Below are 17,554 nucleotides of genomic sequence, written 5' to 3' on the forward strand. Positions count from 1 at the left end.
GAATTGCTGAAGGCATTAAAGAACAGATAGGAAAGTCTTCATTCCCCGTCACTCAGATCTTACATGAGAGGAACGATACGATGAACTTACAGCAATTAACCCATACATTTAACTCTATATTCCCTGTAGATGGACATGGAGATGTAAGAATTTTCTTTTCGCCGGGAAGAATTAATTTAATTGGTGAACACACAGATTATAACGGTGGCCATGTTTTTCCGAGCGCTATTACATATGGTACATATGGTGTTGCTCGAAGACGAGATGACGGACTAGTCAAGTTATATTCTATGAACTTCCCTGAAGCAGGAGTTATTGAATTTTCATTAAATGAACTTGATTATCGAAAAGAGCATGGTTGGGCTAACTATGCAAAGGGGATGATTCGCTACTTGTCAGAGAACTATGGTTCGCTGCCAAGCGGGCTGAATATCGTCATCAACGGTAACATTCCTAACGGTGCAGGTTTATCTTCGTCCGCGTCACTAGAAATGCTGATTGGAGTCATGATCAGTGAAATATTTAATCTTCATCTTGACCGGTTAGAACTGATCAAACTCGGTAAAAGAGTTGAAAATGAATTTATTGGTGTTAACAGTGGAATTATGGATCAGTTCGCGGTGGGAATGGGAAAAGCAGACTACGGCATCTTACTGGACTGCAACACATTAAACTATGAATATGCTCCTCTACCTTTAAACGGATATCGCATCGTGATCATGAATACGAACAAACGTAGAGAGTTAGCTGATTCTAAGTACAATGAAAGAAGAAGTGAATGCGAAACGGCTTTAAGTCGTTTACAAACTGTAGTCGATATACAAGAACTAGGGGACCTTTCTGAAGAAGAATTTGAAGCGAACAAACAGATCATTCGTGATGATCGACTTATAAAGCGTGCTAAACATGCTGTTTATGAAAATCAACGAACGTTAAAAGCTCTTAAAGCGTTGCGTAGTGGAGAGCTGAAGGTTTTTGGGAAATTAATGAACGATTCACATCATAGTTTAAGAGACGATTATGAAGTTACAGGAAAAGAACTCGATACACTGGTAGAAGCTGCTTGGAAGCGTGAAGGTGTATTAGGTGCACGAATGACTGGTGCTGGATTCGGTGGTTGTGCAATAGCCATTATTGAATGCGATAGAGTAGATGAATTTGTTGCAAGAGTCGGACAAGAATATCAAGAGAAAATTGGCTATGATGCAGACTTTTATGTAGCGAGTATTGGTGATGGTGCTAAGGAGATTACGAGGGAGGTCGTCTAGATGAGTATTCTTGTTCTCGGTGGTGCAGGTTACATTGGTTCCCATGCCGTATATGCGTTAATTCAACAGAAGTATAAAGTGGTTGTTGTAGATAATCTTCAAACGGGTCATAAACAGTCGTTACATCCTGAAGCTGTTTTTTATGAAGGAGATATTCGGGATGGAGATTTTCTAAGATCTGTTTTTTCGAAAGAGGAAATTACAGGGGTTCTTCATTTTGCTGCTCATTCACTTGTTGGAGAATCCATGGAAAATCCTTTAGCCTATTTTGATAACAACGTATATGGAACTCAAAAGCTACTAGAAGTTATGGTTGAATTTGATGTGAAACACATTGTTTTTTCTTCTTCCGCAGCAACATATGGAGATAAGGATGTCATGCCGATTACAGAAGATATGGAAACAAATCCTTCAAGTACGTATGGCGATACCAAGTTGATCATGGAAAAGTTAATGAAATGGTGTGACACAGCTTACGGTATGAAATATGTTTCTCTTCGTTACTTTAATGTAGCGGGAGCACGTTCCACGGGTGAGATTGGAGAAGATCACAGTCCGGAAACACATTTAATCCCACTCGTACTTCAGGTTGCTCTTGGGAAAAGAGAATCCATCTCTATTTTCGGAGATGATTATCCCACAGAGGATGGGACTTGTATCCGAGATTATATTCATGTAGAAGATTTAATTGATGCTCATATCTTAGCTCTTCAGTATCTTCAAAATGGTGGCGAAAGTAATATTTTTAACCTTGGAAGCAATAAGGGGTATTCCGTTCAACAAATTATTGAGTCTGCAAGAAAAGTAACGGGACATCCTATTCCGGAAATAGTCACACCAAGAAGAGCAGGTGACCCAGCAAGTTTAATTGCTTCTTCAGACAAAGCCGTGGAAATTTTAGGCTGGGAGCCTAAGCGCACCGACATTAATAAAATTATTGAAGATGCATGGAAATGGCATCAATCACACCCTGAAGGATATAACCAGTAGGAGGTCATGCAATGGATATTTACTCGGTTATACAAAGTCTGATTCAAAAAGCGACCACCCGAAACCTTATTGACGAGCGTGATCAGATCTATGTTCGTAATCAATTGATCGCCCTTCTTAAAATAAATCATTGGGATGAAAGCCATGAAGCGATAGACGTAGAAATCCCCGATCTTTTAGAAGATATTATGGGATATGCTGTTGAAACAGGATTGATAAGAGATCTGTTGGACGAAAAAGAAATCTTTTCAAGTAAGTTAATGGATATTTTTATGCCGCGTCCATCGGATTTGAACCGAACTTTTTTTGAGATATATAAAGAGAATCCGAAGAAAGCGACGTCATTTTTTTATGAGTTAAGTAAAAACAGCAACTATATTCAAACAAAAAGGATTGCAAAAAATATTAGCTTTCAAGCAGAGACTACTTATGGTGAGCTTGATATTACTATTAATCTTTCAAAACCAGAAAAAGATCCCAAACAAATTGCTATGGAAAAAGAGATGAAGGTAACGGATTCAAATTATCCGAAATGTTTGCTTTGTATGGAGAATGAAGGGTATGAAGGAAGGATAGGATATCCTGCACGTTCAAACCATAGGTTGATTCCTATGCAATTGTCTGATGAACAATGGTTTCTGCAATACTCTCCTTATGTTTATTATAATGAGCACTGTATTTTGTTTTCTAGTGAGCATCGAGATATGAGGATTAGTCGTGAGACATTCTCAAGACTTCTATCTTTTGTAGAGCAATTTCCTCATTATTTTGCAGGGTCGAATGCAGATCTGCCTATCGTGGGAGGATCGATATTAAGTCATGATCATTATCAAGGTGGGAATTATGAGTTTGCTATGGCAAGAGCAGAAGAGGAATATTCGTTTTCTCTAGACGCCTTTCCGAATGTAAAAGCTGGTACGATTAAGTGGCCGATGTCTGTTATTCGATTAAGAGGAAAGAACAAAGAAGAACTTACTGATGCGGCTGAATTCATCTTAAACGAATGGATCTCTTATAGTGATCCGAGTGTAGACATCCTTTCACATACGGAAGATACAAGACATAACACGATTACTCCGATATCACGCTATAAGAACAATGAGTTTGAGCTTGATCTGGTGTTAAGAAATAATCGAGCGAATGATCAGCATCCGTTAGGCATCTTTCACCCACATGAAGATGTGCATCATATAAAGAAGGAAAACATAGGACTGATCGAAGTAATGGGACTTGCTGTTTTACCGGCTAGGTTAAAAAGGGAATTGGAAGATGTGAAGAATTATTTAATAGGAATTGATAATAAAGTAAGCGATCATCACGTAAAGTGGGCGAACGAGATTAGCGTTCGTTACGACAACGAGATTACATCAGAGTCTGTTGAAGAAATTTTACGTGCAGAAGTAGGACAAAAGTTTCTCCGCGTTCTTATGGATGCAGGTGTCTTTAAAAGGGATGCTGTCGGCCAAGAAGCTTTTCGGAATTTTATTCATACGTTAAACCCATAAATTAACTTTAGATACGGCATTCGTCACTGATTTGGCGAATGCCAATTTCTTTAAAAAGGAGAAGTGGCTATGAAGATTATTCAGAGGGAATTTGGAAGTATTCATGATGGAGTGATAACATCTACTACTCTTGTAAACGATCACGGAATGGAAGTGACAAGCATCAATTACGGTTGTATCATCACAAACATCATGGTTCCTGATCAGAATGGACAAATGGAAAATGTAGTGCTTGGCTTTGACACAATAGAAAATTATGAAAAGCATTCGCCATATTTTGGAGCGGTCATTGGTAGAGTGGCTGGCAGAATAAAAGGCGGAACGTTTGAGTTAGATGGAGCCAAATATCAGCTAGAAAAGAACAATATGGGAAATGCCTTACACGGAGGCAACAAGGGATATGATAAAAAAGTTTGGCATGTTGATGTAAACAGCGACGATGAGGAGAGTAGCGTAGTTTACAAATACATCAGCCTTGATGGAGAAGAAGGATATCCAGGAAATGTAGAAATTAAAGTGACATATTGCTTATCAAACGCAAATGAATTAACGATCTCCTACGAAGCAGTTTCTGACAAGAAAACACTTCTGAATGTAACCAATCATTCTTATTTTAATTTATCTGGAGATTTAAAGAGAGATATTTTAAATCATGCGTTAAAAGTAAAGAGTGATTCTTTTTTGGAACTCGATGACGAGCTTATTCCCACAGGAGAGGTACTTTCGGTAGCAAATACTTCTTTTGATTTTAGAGAAAGTAGAGTGATTCAAGACGGGGTAAATTCTTCTCATGATCAGAATATTTTAGCGGGTAATGGATACGATCATCCATTTTTGTTGTCTGAAAATCATAATCAAGAAATAGTATTAAGTGATGAAGAAAGTGGAAGGATCCTCACCATTGAAACAGATCAACCTGCTGTCGTTTTATATACGGGGAATAAGTTAAACAATGATTTTGAAATCAGAAGCGTACAGTCTCGAAAATATCTAGGTCTTTGCTTAGAAACGCAGGGTCTTCCAGATAGTATTCACCATCCACATTTTCCGTCTAATATTCTTGAAAAAGGTGAAGTGTTTCGTTCCCAGACTATATATAAGTTTGGTTTGCTTTAGAACCCTACTCGTAGGGAGCTTGGGTGAATTCTCAAGCTTTTTTTACTGCAGTGATTGGGAGAATCTCTGCTCTTACCACATTATTAATGACAGCTTATAATAGTAGTAAAACCTTATAAAGTTAGGATAAGTATGACATGAAAAGAATAGTAAATTGGTTTATTGAACCATACATCATCATAACCCGTGAGTGGAAACTTCTCTCTGCACGTAATAAAGAACCTATATTAGCTTCTGAAATAAGACGAATAAAGGAGCTGCAATTCTTTAACATCATGCTAGCGACTGTGTACACCTTTTTTTTCTATATGTTTGTAAGTGACTTGGTCATGCTGATACGGGGAAACTGGATTGCATTGCTGGGTGTGGTATTTGGTTTTCTGATGATGGTTCTGCTAAAGAGAATACAAGTCTTACGTTATCTTAAGCGGCGTGAGGCTTATATTAAAAATGACGAGACACTTATCGAAAAATAGGGGTCACCACCACAAAAAAAGAAGCTGACTCTTTTATAGAGCCAGCTTGTTTTCTGTCTTACTTTTTCGCTACATCTACAATACGACCTTCCACTTTTGGAGCGACCGTCTTCAATTTCGCTACATAATCACGTAAGTTTTCCCAGTCTGATAGTCCAAGATCTGTTACGCGGCCTTGCTCATATGCGGTTTTGAATACTGTGTATCCATCCCCACCTTTTGCTGTGAAGGCATTTGTTGCAATTACATATTCTTTTGCTGTATCAATTGCTGTATAAGAATCATCAGCGTTTTTTACTTCCATCGTAAGTACACGGCTGCCAGCAGCTTTTGTGCTGTCATACGTAAACTTCATACCAGAAACGTGTAAGAATCCGCCGCTTTCTTTCGGAGATTGGCTCACACTGTGCTCTAAAGCTGTCTTGATCTCAGCACCTGTTAACTTCATCGTTGCTAACGTGTTACCGAACGGAAGTGTTGTTAAAACATCACCGTATGTGATCGGACCAGCATCGATTGGGGCACGAATTCCACCACCGTTTTGAAGGGCGAACGACACATTTGGATTGACTTCTTTTGCTTTGTTTAACATGCCATCTGTGATGAGGTTACCTAGTTCAGTTTCATTGCTTCGTACACTTGGTCCGCCGTTGTCAGAACGAGGATTCTCAAGTGCTTTTGCCGTTTCGCCACCAGTTGGTGTGTTCTTTAGTTCAGCAATTTTGCTAGAGTACTTTTGTAAGAGTTTCGCAGCTTCTGGATCGTCCGTTTTTGTTTTTACTTCAATTAATTTACCAGATTGATTGATGACTTGACCTTTTCGGTTGAACTCCACGTCCAATGTTCCTAGGAAATCACCATATTGGTAGGCTTGTACGATAACCGTGGAATCTTTCACTTTGCCTTTTTCATCTTCTTTAATCACAACAGGAGCGTTTAACTGTGTATGACTGTGTCCGCCAACGATAACATCAATTCCATCAACATGTTTCGCTAGTGTTAAGTCATTATCATATTCAGGGTTATCATCATAGCCAAGGTGAGTGATCGCTACAATCTTGTTAACACCGCGGCGTTCTAAATCTTTAACTGCTTTTTGTGCAGACTCGATATAGTTTTTAAATTGAACGTTCTCAGGACTTGCGATGTCTGCAGTTTCTTCTGTCGTTAAGCCAATAAATCCAACTTTTTCATGGTTAACACGTTTGATAACAGCTGGATAGATGTTGCTGTCTTTCGCTTTAAGCGGGATTCTTTTGTTCGTAAGGGCTTTCATATTCATGTCTTTTGAAAAATCGACATTCGAACTAACAAAAGGAAAATCTGCATTCTTTACAAAATCAGCAAGCGCTTCGTGACCTTCAGGACTAGCACCAAGGTCAAATTCATGATTACCAAATGTCATAAGGTCGTAGCCTACTAGGTTCATAAATTCAAGATCAGCTTGTCCCTTAAACTCGTTAAAGTAAAGAGTACCTGAGAATACGTCACCAGCATCTAAAAGTAGGGCATCTGGCTTTTCTGCGCGAACCTCTTTAATGGCTGTTACGCGTTTAGCCACTGTATCTAGGTGAGCATGCGTATCGTTTGTATGCATGAGCGATAGGTTAAACGTACGATCCTTAAACTTATGTTTCTTACCTTGAACTAGGTCGTCAGCTAAAGCTGGTGCTGCGATTTGGGAAGAAATTAACCCAACAGCAAGAGAAGAAGCAAGCAATTTTTTAAACTTTTGATTTAAAACCATACTATCACAATCCCTTCAAATTAGTCACACTATTATTAATTTAGCATGTAATAATGCAAATTAAAGTCGAAATCTGTCGAATGTAGTTTGAATTTAAAAGTTTAATATGCCCTTAATATTTTTAATAGTTCAGTATGTGTTAATAGAGTACGTTTTGTCTGCTGTTTAATGATTTGATAGGTATTTAAAAACAAGGTCTGATGACAAACTTCCAATGTGGTCCTGTTTTTGGGGAATCTACATACTTATCTGAAGGTGTCGTCTGTTTAGTGAATGATTCAAGATCGGCGAGGTTTACTGTGACTTACAAAGCTCATTAAACTATTTGGTACATGTAAATCATGTTAAGAATACACATTGTTATTGTAAATAACAGTATTAGTCAACCATTTTTTAGTATGATGATTAAATATTTGATTGTGTTTGAACGTATAACTTTATGAGGTAAATAATATGAAGTTTGTTTACAAGAATCTAAAGAAATATCATTTCGAAATAAGTATAGCATTGAGTTTTACCTTGCCACCTATAGGTCTGATGTGTCTAGTGTTTATAGGGTGGTACTCTTTACATCGAGTATGGAAAGAAGCACGATTCATACACTTTACACCTGGCCTCTTTTTATTAGGATGTCTGTTTCTTTCAACTATAGGCTCTTCCTTCTATATGAAAGACTACTCGTATTTCTTAGTAACAGTTCTCATTCTTGCATATATGGGAATTTATATAAAAATGACTACAGACGGGGTACAAAGGTCATTTACATCATTTAAGTGGTTAACAATTGGGGGAGGATTTTACTTTTATTGTTTGTATCCATTTCAGCAAATTCTGATGACACATCCCATCGCAAGCCTTCTGATGGGTACATCGCTTATAGGTTACCCTCAAATTCAGGAATATGAAAGACTAATGGGAGCGGCGTATAATCCTAATTTCTCTGTCGCATTACTGTTGTTCGGATTATCCTTACTTCTCGCTGAAATTCTTAAATGTATAAGAAAGCATCAATTGATTTTTTTGGGAATGTTGATAGCATGCGTTGCTCTCTTTTTACATGCCATACTTCTAACTGGTTCAAGAGGAGGATTTTGTGTTTCTATCATTATAGTCATTCTTTTCGTATTTAGGTGGAACAAGTTATTTGCTGTCTTACTCATAAATATTTTAGCGTTACATCATGAATTAATTGTAGCCTTTATGCCAAGGTATAACGAACTGATAAAATCTGCTGATCTAAGACAAGAAATCTGGAGAAATTCGTTCAATCTCTGGCAAAATCATTCCTTATTTGGAATTTCACCAATTGGATTTTATCAAGAATATTTCTATCATTATCACGAAAAAGTACCACATGCACATAACGTCATTATTAGTATGTTTGCAGAGTACGGGGCACTTGGAGGAATTGCTTTTTTAATCGTTATGTTCATCAATGGATATAAGGTTCTATGGCTATATCTTTCCAAAAAAACAGACAAGAAATATCTGGATGTCTTTCTTCTATCTTTGCCTGCGATATTCTTAACAGGAATTGTTGATCATGTTTTGTATTCACCACAGGTCGCCTTTATAGCTATAATCTTGCTTGCTTCATGGGAAAAATACACAGCGAGACTTTATCTAATCAATCCTTCTATTTGGATTTTCACGCGAAAATGGATGTGGTGGAATACTTGGAAAGCCTCAAAGACTCCAAAAAACTAAACCCCTTCATAACACGAAGGGGTTTAGTTTCACTTTTTTTCTAGCTTCACATCATGTTTTTTTGCCAACTTTTCCACATCATTCTTATAGTCTCTCCTCATTTTACGAGCAGTGTTTAGTTTTTCATTTGCCACATTAATCATTGTGCTGTCTTGGTTTTCGATGGCGGACACCATCAGTAAGAATGCACTTGCTTGTATATTCGCTGCCTCAATAAAATTCTCATGTAATTTTCGCAGTTCTTCCGTATCAATTTCCACTGCTTCAAGTTCTTTAATAAACACGTTGTATGAAGGTATGATCTCCACCTTCAGCGCATCATAGAGCGTTTGGTCATCGGTATAATTGGAACCTGTCACATTTTCATATACTCCTATAATAGATGATTCTTCTTTACCGATAGTAGGCATTTCCTTGTTTACATAGTTCAGTAAATCGTCCTGAACAGGATCACCTCATCCCGATAATATACATATCAGAAAGAGAACGCCTGCAAACACGTATTTTTTCATTACCCACCTCCCTCAATCACTGTATTCATCGCGAAAATTGTCCTATTCCCTACTTTTGGATTTAAGAAGAGGACACTATGCCTACTTCCTTCATGCATTGAAATGTTCTTTAGAAATAGTAAAAATGATACATTTTCTACCAATTTGTTCTTTTGACTTAAGAGTAAATTAGCCATTAAGTGTATGATCAGAGAGTTGTGTTTTTGAGTGAAATACATATTTTTACATATAATTAGGTTTCACATCTGTCGAAAAATGGTAAATAAGAAAATGTGAAGAAATTGGAAGATATATAAATAAAAGGAGTGGTCGGTTTGTTAAAAGCTAAGTCTAAATCTAAGTTCGTTGTTGTAGCAGGACTATCTGCTGTCCTCATGCTAAGTGGATGTGGCGATAGCGAGAAAGCATCAGGAGATAAAGAAGAAAAAGAAGTGAAGGTTGAAGAGAAAGCAAAAGCTGCTGACGAACCTAAAAAAGAAGAGAAACAAGAAGAAAAAAAGGAAGAGCCAGCAAGCAGTGATTCGGGCGAAGTGTTGAACCCATACATAGAAGAAGATACAGGTGGAAAAGCTGAAGTCCTATATACAAATAGCAACCCTGGCTTCGTGAATGAAGGTAGCGGCTTTAAAGTAACGATCGATGAGTACCAGCTTGTAAAAGTGACGGGCATGAACGAGTCAACAGCTGCACGTTTTGATGATTCACCAAACGGATATATCCTAACGGCACGCATGTCGGTGGATAATCAATCTGGAAAAGATGTTTATTTTAACGGAACAACGAACATTCGTTTAACTGATAATCTTACGTACATTCCGTCAAACACAAGAAATTTTATTGAAGAAGGAAAAGGATTGCGTCCGAAAACATATACTGAGGGCATCGACGGCAATACCAACATGTATAAAGCGGGTGAAAAGACTTCTGGTCTGATTACGTTCATGATTACAGAAGCGGATTACCAAACGATGACGAGTGTAAAACCAAAGTTCGTTATTGAAGCAAGCGCTGCACCAAACAAAGACTTCAGCGGCATGCAAGATTTCATGCAAGAAAAGATCTTTGATTTTGCATATAGCGGGGAACAAGCGAAAGCATCCGCAAGTGAGCAAAAGTTCTATCCAGACTTGATGTCAGCTAACAACCTAGCGGATAAGAAGATGATTTTCGAGAAAACAGGCATCGGACAAAAGCAAACAGTCGGTGACATGGAAGTGACGTTAGAAGGCGTTCAGTACACAGAAGTCATCCCAACAGCGGGTAACGAATCGCGCTTTGAAGATGCAGAGTTGGTTGCATTAACAGTTAAAACGATGATCAAAAACAATGGTAAAAAAGAGATCGACATCTATAACGTACCTGGAAAAGTAACCATCGATAAAGACCGCGGATCAGCATTAAGCAATGCATTCGCAGAGCCACGCGATCCGAAGAGTGTGAAGCCAGGCGAAGAGAAAGAAAAGTACACGGTATTCTTGTTCCGTAAAGACGAATTCCAATTGTTTAAGTCGTTTGATTTAGAGGTTGGACCGTTCTTTGGAGACGGAAAGTACCTGTTTGGCGAGAAAAAAGCGAAGTTTACGTTGCCGAGATAACAATTTATATAGAAGGAAAGCACTCCTGGTTGTAGAGGGGTGCTTTTTAATTGTGATTGATTAAAAACCTAGGAAGTAGCTAGATAATGTGGATAAGGTGACGATCAGCCAAAAAAACTTTCTCCGTTTTGGGCGTGGCATTTTCACTTCTAGCAGTTTTTCCATGACCTCAAATATAATCCATACGGAAATGATGTTTCCGATGAATGTTAATAATAGATTTATTGCAGTTTCCATTTGTATTCCTCTTTTATTATTTTCTATATATATCGGGTGATTTCAGATTAAGTTAAAATATTCCATATTTTAAGAAGGAAGCGTATGCTCTTAACAGAATAGAGAGTTGTATTTGATTATTCGTGGAAAGAAGGTAATGTTCTGAAGAATTTATTGTGCTTTTTACTTCTGTTGGTTATTAGTAGTTGTACTTATGAAAGTGAAGATCCAAAAGTTCAAGGAGCAAGACAGATCGCTAAGTTAGATGAAGAAGGAAAAAAAAAGTATTACATGAGGGTGAAAAACTTTTAGAAAGAGATACCGATTTTATTATTGATGCATCTACAGCTAGAATATGTGTTTTTGAACGAACTGAGTCCGAAGTAGATAAAAGTGAAGCGATACCGTTAAAAATCCAGGGGAAATTTAAAGGCTCTTTTGATAATGAGAAAGATTATTATGGATCTCGATTGCCAGTCGGTACAGTAATACACTTTACACAGGAAGATTATCAAGAATATGCTTATCTAGAAGAAGTGAACGGATCTTATAAAATTTATCCTTGTGAATATTATAATGATGAGAAATAATTTCGCGGATTTTTTATTAATCTCTCGTGAATAAAAATACTCGTTAGTGGACACTGTTCGACTTGTGGATAGTAGTGTTAAACATGCTATTATGAAATAGTCTAGAATTCTTATACTTATTTAAACCGTATTCAGGAGGAATCATGCTACAAAAATTCGGTTTTTCACAATACGAAAGTCAGGTGTTCGAGGTTCTTGCGTCAAGCGAGGAGCCGATGGATGCGACGAATATCGTTAAATACTCGGGTGTCCCGAAATCCAAGATATATGAAGTGCTATCGCGCATGATCGAAAAAGGCATGGTGTTAGATTCGGTCTCAGAGAAGAAGAAGTTGTATACCGCGCTGCCGCTATCGATCGTAATCGAGAAGCTGACGACAGAATTTCAGGAAAACGTGGAGCAACTTAAAAATAATACGTCGAAGCGAACGTTTTACGATGAACACGTTTGGAGTCTGAAAGTGGATTCGTCAATTCGAGCGCAAACGAAGCAGCTTTTGGATACAGCGGAGAGATCAATCCGGGTTTCATGCTGGCAAGAAGATATTCAAGAGATCCTTCCAATTCTGCAAGAAAAGGAAAAGCAGGGCGTGGATGTGGAAGTGCTTGTGGTGGGAGAGTTGGAGTCGACGCTGTCTCATGTGCACACGTTGATTCCTGCGCAAGAGCATCACTCGCTTGAGCGTTTTCGTCTTGTTGTCGTCGATGAAACAGAAGTGATTTTTGCAGGGATGGAAAGTCAGAGCTGGCAAGCATTGAAGACCAAATCTCGACCATTCATTAAAGTTTTCATTGAATTCTTTTATCACGATGTGGCGTTGGCTAAAATTACGGAGAAACATTCAGAACTGATGATGAATGATGAAGAGATTAAGAGTGTATTGATGAAGTTGAGGTACTAAAAATCAATGGATATCTTGAGCCAAATAAAAGCCACATCCCCTAAGTTAGAATGTGTCTAACAAGGGGTGTGGCTATTTATTTCGTATTTTTTCCTATTAAGAATGGATAAATTTATTTGATAACAGTGATAGAATCTACATTTATTTCCGTAGAAGTTTTCCGGGCCATAGGATCTGTTTGGCCAGTCCATTCAATCGTTAATACATGTTTTCCTGCAGGTAATCCTTTTTTATCAAAGATATTTTCTTTGTATTTGGGATTAGGGGCGTACAAACTATGCGTTGTTGATTTACCATCTAAGGTTACTTTTACAATTCCTTGTTTGTAATTTTTAATAGCTTTGTAAGAGACTCCTGTACCATTAAAAACAATTTTTACAGCGGAGCCAGTGTGGTTAGTAATTGTGTATGAACTTGAAGACGCACTTCCATCTGATATATTTTTCCAAGTTCCATTATATCCAAAATATTGACTTTTGTTCTCGTATGTCCCAGCCCCAATGCCTTCTGTAACAGCAAGAGTATATTTTCCAGTTCCTTTATACGAATAGGCATTTAAATAATATGTGCCAGTCTTAGGCGCTGTAAAAGTAATTGTTTCATTGGATGAGTTTGCAATTTCTGAGCTTGCAACTATACCGTTGCTCGAGTTTACAGTCTTTGCCGTGTCATTATACAAATATAGATCAAAGTCAGTACCCGCATCACCTTTAAGTGTTGTCTTTAACTTTTCTCCCTTTAATAGTTTGATAGAATACACATCATTCTTGTCCTTAATAGAATCAAGTGTGGATTGAATACTTGATTCTTTCCATGCAATACCAGGAATTTCAGAATCAGCCTCAAAATTTACGGCTTTCCCTGCGTTCACGAGTCCCCCTGTACTTACTTTTCCTGTTAAAGAAGAAAGCTTTGTTGTCGTGCGCATAATAGCATCCTTTATTTGCCCAGGACTATAAGAAGGGTTTACGCTTTTTACTAATGCTGCTACTCCTGTAACGTGGGGGGTAGCCATAGACGTTCCATCAAGATATTCGTAAGCGGTAGAATAATCTTTTTCTATAATAGGAAAGGTACTGAGTATACCTTCTCCTGGAGCAGCAACATCTACACTTCTAGCACCAAAATTAGAAAAAGATGATAGATTTCCTTTGTTGTTAATTGCGGCTACAGAAAGAATATTAGGAAGATCATAAGCTGCTGGATACATTGGAGAGGAGTCAGTGTCCATACCGTCATTTCCTGCTGCAGCAATAAAAAGAGTCCCTGAATTCTTAATAGCATCTTTTAAAGCTTGTCCGTTCTCCTCTCCACCCCATGAGTTATTTAGAATCTTAATTCCTTTTGCTTTTGCATATTCTATAGCAAGAATAGCATCTGATTCAGAACCCCCCCAAGGACCAAGGAACTTAAGAGGCATAATTTTTATGTTTGGAGCGACCCCAATCACACCGATATTATTCGCTTTTGCTGCTATTGTCCCAGCAACATGGGTACCGTGAAAATCTTCTTCTCCTCGAATGAATAAATTATTATTCTTATCATAAAAATTCCATCCATTTATATCATCTATATATCCGTTTTTATCATTATCGATCCCATCATTAGGTACTTCTCCAGGATTTACCCAAATTTTATCTTTTAGGTCAGGATGATTAATATCAATTCCAGAATCTATCACCCCAATTACAAGTGAGGAGTCTCCTTTTGTTTTAGCCCAAGCTGCTTCCACATTCATATCAATCCCTTTTTTACCAACTTGATCCAATATTTCTTGTCCAGTATTCTTCAGCCCCCATAAATTTTTATACAGAGGGTCTTTAACTGTGGTTGGTTGATACAGATAGTTTGGCTCGGCATATTCAATATTTGGAGATGCATTCAATTCTTGTAATACATCAATCATTTTTTTATTTTTAGAGAACTTTAGGACATGTGTTCCTTGATTATTTAACACTTTTAAATTCGATAAACCTAAAGTGGTGTTCATAGATCCAGATCCAAGCTTTTTGATTGATGTATTATTTTTAAATTTTACAATTACTTCATTTGCTTTGTAATTCTTTGATTTGGTGTTATAAAATTTAGTTAAGATTTCCTTTTTTTTAACTCCACTGTCTTCAATTTTTACAATCTGTTCTTGCAAGTTTCCTGATACCTTTTTTTCAGTTTTATACACGTTCTCGGAAGTCGTGGCAAATGTTGTTGATGTGCAAAACAATAATCCTAAAGCACCACATATACTTATCATTTTCTTTGGAACACTCATTTTCTTAATTCCCCCAATTTTTTAAACTAGAGTACAAATTCGATATGAAATTAACGAAAACCTCTCGCGTCCCATTTTTTGGATAAAATTATTATTCGACAAAAAACGTCAAGTTCGTTTGATTCTATTAAAATAAAAAGCCATCTAATTCCCATAAATGAATTAGATGGCTAATTGTTACTATTGCATTTTTTTGCTTATCTACTTTTTACTATTCTTGAGTACTCACAACTTCCAAAGCCATCTCGATCATATCGTTGAACGTTGTTTGGCGCTCTTCCGATGTTGTTTCTTCACCTGTGAAGATGTGGTCACTTACTGTTAGGATCGATAGTGCGTTCACACCGTATTTCGCTGCGATCGTGTAAAGGGCTGTTGTTTCCATTTCAACCGCTAACACACCGTTATCCGCAAGCTTTTTCACGATATCCATGCTGTCTCGGTAGAACAGATCCGCTGTTAACACGTTACCTGCTTTGATCTTTAAGCCTTTTGCTGTTCCAGCTTCATACGCTTTTCTTAAAAGATCGAAGTTTGCACAAGGTGCGAAGTCGATGTTAGGAAACGCCAAGTGGTTCATGCGAGAATCAGTTGATGCTGTCATCGCAAGGATTACGTCACGTACTTTCACGTCTTGTTGTATCGCGCCACACGTACCAACGCGGATCAAATTTTTCACGCCATATTCACGGATTAACTCGTTTGTGTAGATCCCGATCGATGGAATCCCCATGCCTGTCCCTTGAACAGATACGCGTTTTCCTTTGTATGTTCCTGTGAATCCAAGCATGCCGCGAACTTCGTTATAGCATGTTACGTCTTCTAAAAATGTTTCTGCAATATATTTTGCACGAAGCGGATCCCCTGGTAATAGGATGCTTTCTGCGATTTCACCTTGTTTTGCGCCGATATGAATACTCATTTGTTCACCATTACATCGTTACGATTGTAATGGTTTCACCTCCTCAGGAATTGATAACTTACCAAAAATTTCTCTACCTTCATCATGCCATAGTTTTCGCAACCTAGCTAATAGTATGTGCAGATTCTCGGGAGCGGCGTGCTTTTTTTGTCATAGAAAGCACAGCGGTTCCAAGTGCTAAGATGATCAGCAGTCCGCCGACCGTTGCGTTGTTCTCGACTGATGCGTTCTCAATCACGATTCCGCCGATCATGGACCCGAACGCGATCCCGAAATGAAGCGCCGAGTTGTTCAGACTCTGCTGAATATCGGACGTTTCAGGTGATGACTCGATCAGATAGCTCTGCATCGCCGGCGTGATTGCCCAGCTAAGCATGCTCCAAATGACCATAACCACTAAAAATAGCGGAAAAGCAAAAGTTGTATATGGAATCATAAAGATTGAGACCGCAAAAACAATAATAACGCCAATAATCGTAGGTTTTGTGCCGAATTTGTCAGCAAGCATACCACCGATTCCGCCGCCAAAGACCGCGGCTACACCGAATATTAAGTATACGATGCTGACCCATGTTCCGTTAAGTCCAAGCGTCATTTTTAAAAACGGAGTCAGGTATCCGTATAGCGTTAGGTGACCAGCTAAGAACAGGAATGATGTGATCTGAGCAAACAAGATTCGTCTGTTTTTTAATGTACGTAGCTGTTCTCTGATCGGAATAGCCGGTTTTGGAGCCAACGTATTCATGAAGAAATGCACCCCGAGTATGGAAAGAACGGTAAGTGCTGTGATCAAGATGAACGGTGCGCGCCATCCGAACGCATTTCCAAGCATTAAACCGACCGGAATGCCGAGTACGAGCGAAGCGCTGATTCCCATGAACACAACACCGATCGCGCGCGCTCGGTATTTTTCTTCCACGATGTTAGATGCCATCGTCACACAAAGTACAACGAGTAACGAACCACTAACCGCAGATAAAATTCGTGCGATGAGCAGCATCGAATACGTCTGACTCACAATCACGAGTGCGTTACCTATTAGAAACACAAATAAAGAGATGATCGTTAGTCGTTTTCTCTCGATATGAGCTGTCATCGTAAGCAGGATAGGTGCCGCGATAGCGAACACGAGTGAGAAGATCGTGATCAGAAAGCCCGCCTTACCGAGACTAACGCCAAGATCGTCAGCGATCAGGTCAAGGATGCCGCCAATTATTAACTCGACCATCCCAACCACAAACGAAACAATCGTTAACAAATAGACACGTTTGTTCATATTTATCTACCTTCTTCTAAGTTGAATAATAAAAGTTACCCCTTTAATGGTAACTTATTTTGAGTGTGGTGGCAATACCGAGAATGATGTTAAAAATAGGGTTTGGGTGGGGGGGAGAGTTGGAGTGGACAGTAAAAGTACCGAAGTGGACAGTAAATTTATAAAAGTGGACAGTATTTCATCGAAAGTGGACAGTAAAATGCAAAAAGTGGACAGTATTTTCATGAAAGTCGATAGTAAGGCCTTGTAGAGGTACGGGTGCACCCCGAAATTGCGTCTACATCCGGGCTGATCATATGGTTGGCGACTGCAATCTGTCGGATTCAATGATTAATCTGTCTGTTTGTCCACGTAATCTGTCCAAACTCCAACATAATCTGTCCAATTCAAAATATCTTGCGAAGAATCTCTTACAGCTCATCCCACACCACCCCAAATCCTCACAAAACCACCCACCACCACG

General features: G+C 38.4%; 14 protein-coding genes. 8 read left to right on the plus strand and 6 right to left on the minus strand.

Annotated elements, in window-relative coordinates:
- The first annotated feature begins 80 nt into the window (after nt 1-80).
- The 5 genes from ACFS5O_RS06280 (at nt 81) to ACFS5O_RS06300 (ending at nt 5,355) form a co-directional block, all read left to right on the plus strand.
- On the plus strand, nt 81-1,268 hold the full coding sequence (locus tag ACFS5O_RS06280; protein WP_205725138.1) for a galactokinase: 1,188 nt from the start codon (nt 81-83) through the stop codon (nt 1,266-1,268).
- Nucleotides 1,269-2,258 carry a UDP-glucose 4-epimerase GalE gene (gene galE, locus ACFS5O_RS06285; protein WP_205725139.1) on the plus strand — a complete coding sequence of 330 codons (990 nt, stop codon included), beginning with the start codon at nt 1,269-1,271 and terminating at the stop codon, nt 2,256-2,258.
- Nucleotides 2,259-2,269: 11 nt separating this feature from the next.
- The gene (galT, locus tag ACFS5O_RS06290) at nt 2,270-3,763 is read left to right on the plus strand and encodes a UDP-glucose--hexose-1-phosphate uridylyltransferase (protein ID WP_205725140.1); all 1,494 of its coding nucleotides are present in this window, start codon (nt 2,270-2,272) and stop codon (nt 3,761-3,763) included.
- A 69-nt stretch (nt 3,764-3,832) separates the two neighbouring features.
- Complete coding sequence (locus tag ACFS5O_RS06295) at nt 3,833-4,879, plus strand: aldose epimerase family protein (protein WP_205725141.1); 1,047 nt, start codon at nt 3,833-3,835, stop codon at nt 4,877-4,879.
- 137 nt (nt 4,880-5,016) lie between these two features.
- A complete protein-coding gene (locus tag ACFS5O_RS06300; protein ID WP_205725142.1) occupies nt 5,017-5,355 on the plus strand; it encodes a hypothetical protein in 339 nt (112 codons plus the stop codon).
- A gap of 58 nt (nt 5,356-5,413) precedes the next feature.
- On the opposite strand, the gene ACFS5O_RS06305 is transcribed toward ACFS5O_RS06300, so the two are convergent.
- A complete protein-coding gene (locus tag ACFS5O_RS06305) occupies nt 5,414-7,102 on the minus strand; it encodes a bifunctional metallophosphatase/5'-nucleotidase (RefSeq protein WP_318300121.1) in 1,689 nt (562 codons plus the stop codon).
- Nucleotides 7,103-7,555: 453 nt separating this feature from the next.
- Here ACFS5O_RS06305 and ACFS5O_RS06310 point away from each other — a divergent pair, with 453 nt between their 5' ends.
- Nucleotides 7,556-8,809, plus strand: coding sequence for an O-antigen ligase family protein (locus ACFS5O_RS06310; RefSeq protein WP_205725143.1), 1,254 nt, complete (start codon nt 7,556-7,558; stop codon nt 8,807-8,809).
- A 29-nt stretch (nt 8,810-8,838) separates the two neighbouring features.
- On the opposite strand, the gene ACFS5O_RS06315 is transcribed toward ACFS5O_RS06310, so the two are convergent.
- A complete protein-coding gene (locus ACFS5O_RS06315) occupies nt 8,839-9,168 on the minus strand; it encodes a hypothetical protein (RefSeq protein ID WP_205725144.1) in 330 nt (109 codons plus the stop codon).
- 467 nt (nt 9,169-9,635) lie between these two features.
- Here ACFS5O_RS06315 and ACFS5O_RS06320 point away from each other — a divergent pair, with 467 nt between their 5' ends.
- Nucleotides 9,636-10,916, plus strand: coding sequence for a DUF5068 domain-containing protein (locus ACFS5O_RS06320; protein WP_205725145.1), 1,281 nt, complete (start codon nt 9,636-9,638; stop codon nt 10,914-10,916).
- 60 nt (nt 10,917-10,976) lie between these two features.
- Here the strand turns inward: ACFS5O_RS06320 and ACFS5O_RS06325 are convergent, their stop codons facing one another.
- Entirely contained in the window at nt 10,977-11,153 is a 177-nt protein-coding gene (locus ACFS5O_RS06325; RefSeq protein WP_205725146.1) for a hypothetical protein, read from the minus strand.
- A 712-nt stretch (nt 11,154-11,865) separates the two neighbouring features.
- Here ACFS5O_RS06325 and ACFS5O_RS06330 point away from each other — a divergent pair.
- Nucleotides 11,866-12,624 carry a TrmB family transcriptional regulator gene (locus ACFS5O_RS06330; protein WP_205725147.1) on the plus strand — a complete coding sequence of 253 codons (759 nt, stop codon included), beginning with the start codon at nt 11,866-11,868 and terminating at the stop codon, nt 12,622-12,624.
- Between the two features lie 112 nt (nt 12,625-12,736).
- Here ACFS5O_RS06330 and ACFS5O_RS06335 read toward each other — a convergent pair whose 3' ends face one another.
- The 3 genes from ACFS5O_RS06335 to ACFS5O_RS06345 all read right to left on the minus strand — a co-directional run bounded on the left by ACFS5O_RS06335 (nt 12,737) and on the right by ACFS5O_RS06345 (nt 17,091).
- Nucleotides 12,737-14,893, minus strand: coding sequence for a S8 family serine peptidase (locus ACFS5O_RS06335; protein ID WP_205725148.1), 2,157 nt, complete (start codon nt 14,891-14,893; stop codon nt 12,737-12,739).
- A 211-nt stretch (nt 14,894-15,104) separates the two neighbouring features.
- Nucleotides 15,105-15,815 carry a purine-nucleoside phosphorylase gene (gene deoD / locus ACFS5O_RS06340; RefSeq protein ID WP_144697518.1) on the minus strand — a complete coding sequence of 237 codons (711 nt, stop codon included), beginning with the start codon at nt 15,813-15,815 and terminating at the stop codon, nt 15,105-15,107.
- A gap of 103 nt (nt 15,816-15,918) precedes the next feature.
- A complete protein-coding gene (locus ACFS5O_RS06345) occupies nt 15,919-17,091 on the minus strand; it encodes an MFS transporter (protein WP_205725149.1) in 1,173 nt (390 codons plus the stop codon).
- Nucleotides 17,092-17,554: the final 463 nt, after the last annotated feature.

It is taken from the genome of Fictibacillus nanhaiensis, from assembly GCF_042686385.1.
GTDB classification, from domain to species: Bacteria; Bacillota; Bacilli; order Bacillales; family Fictibacillaceae; genus Fictibacillus; species Fictibacillus nanhaiensis.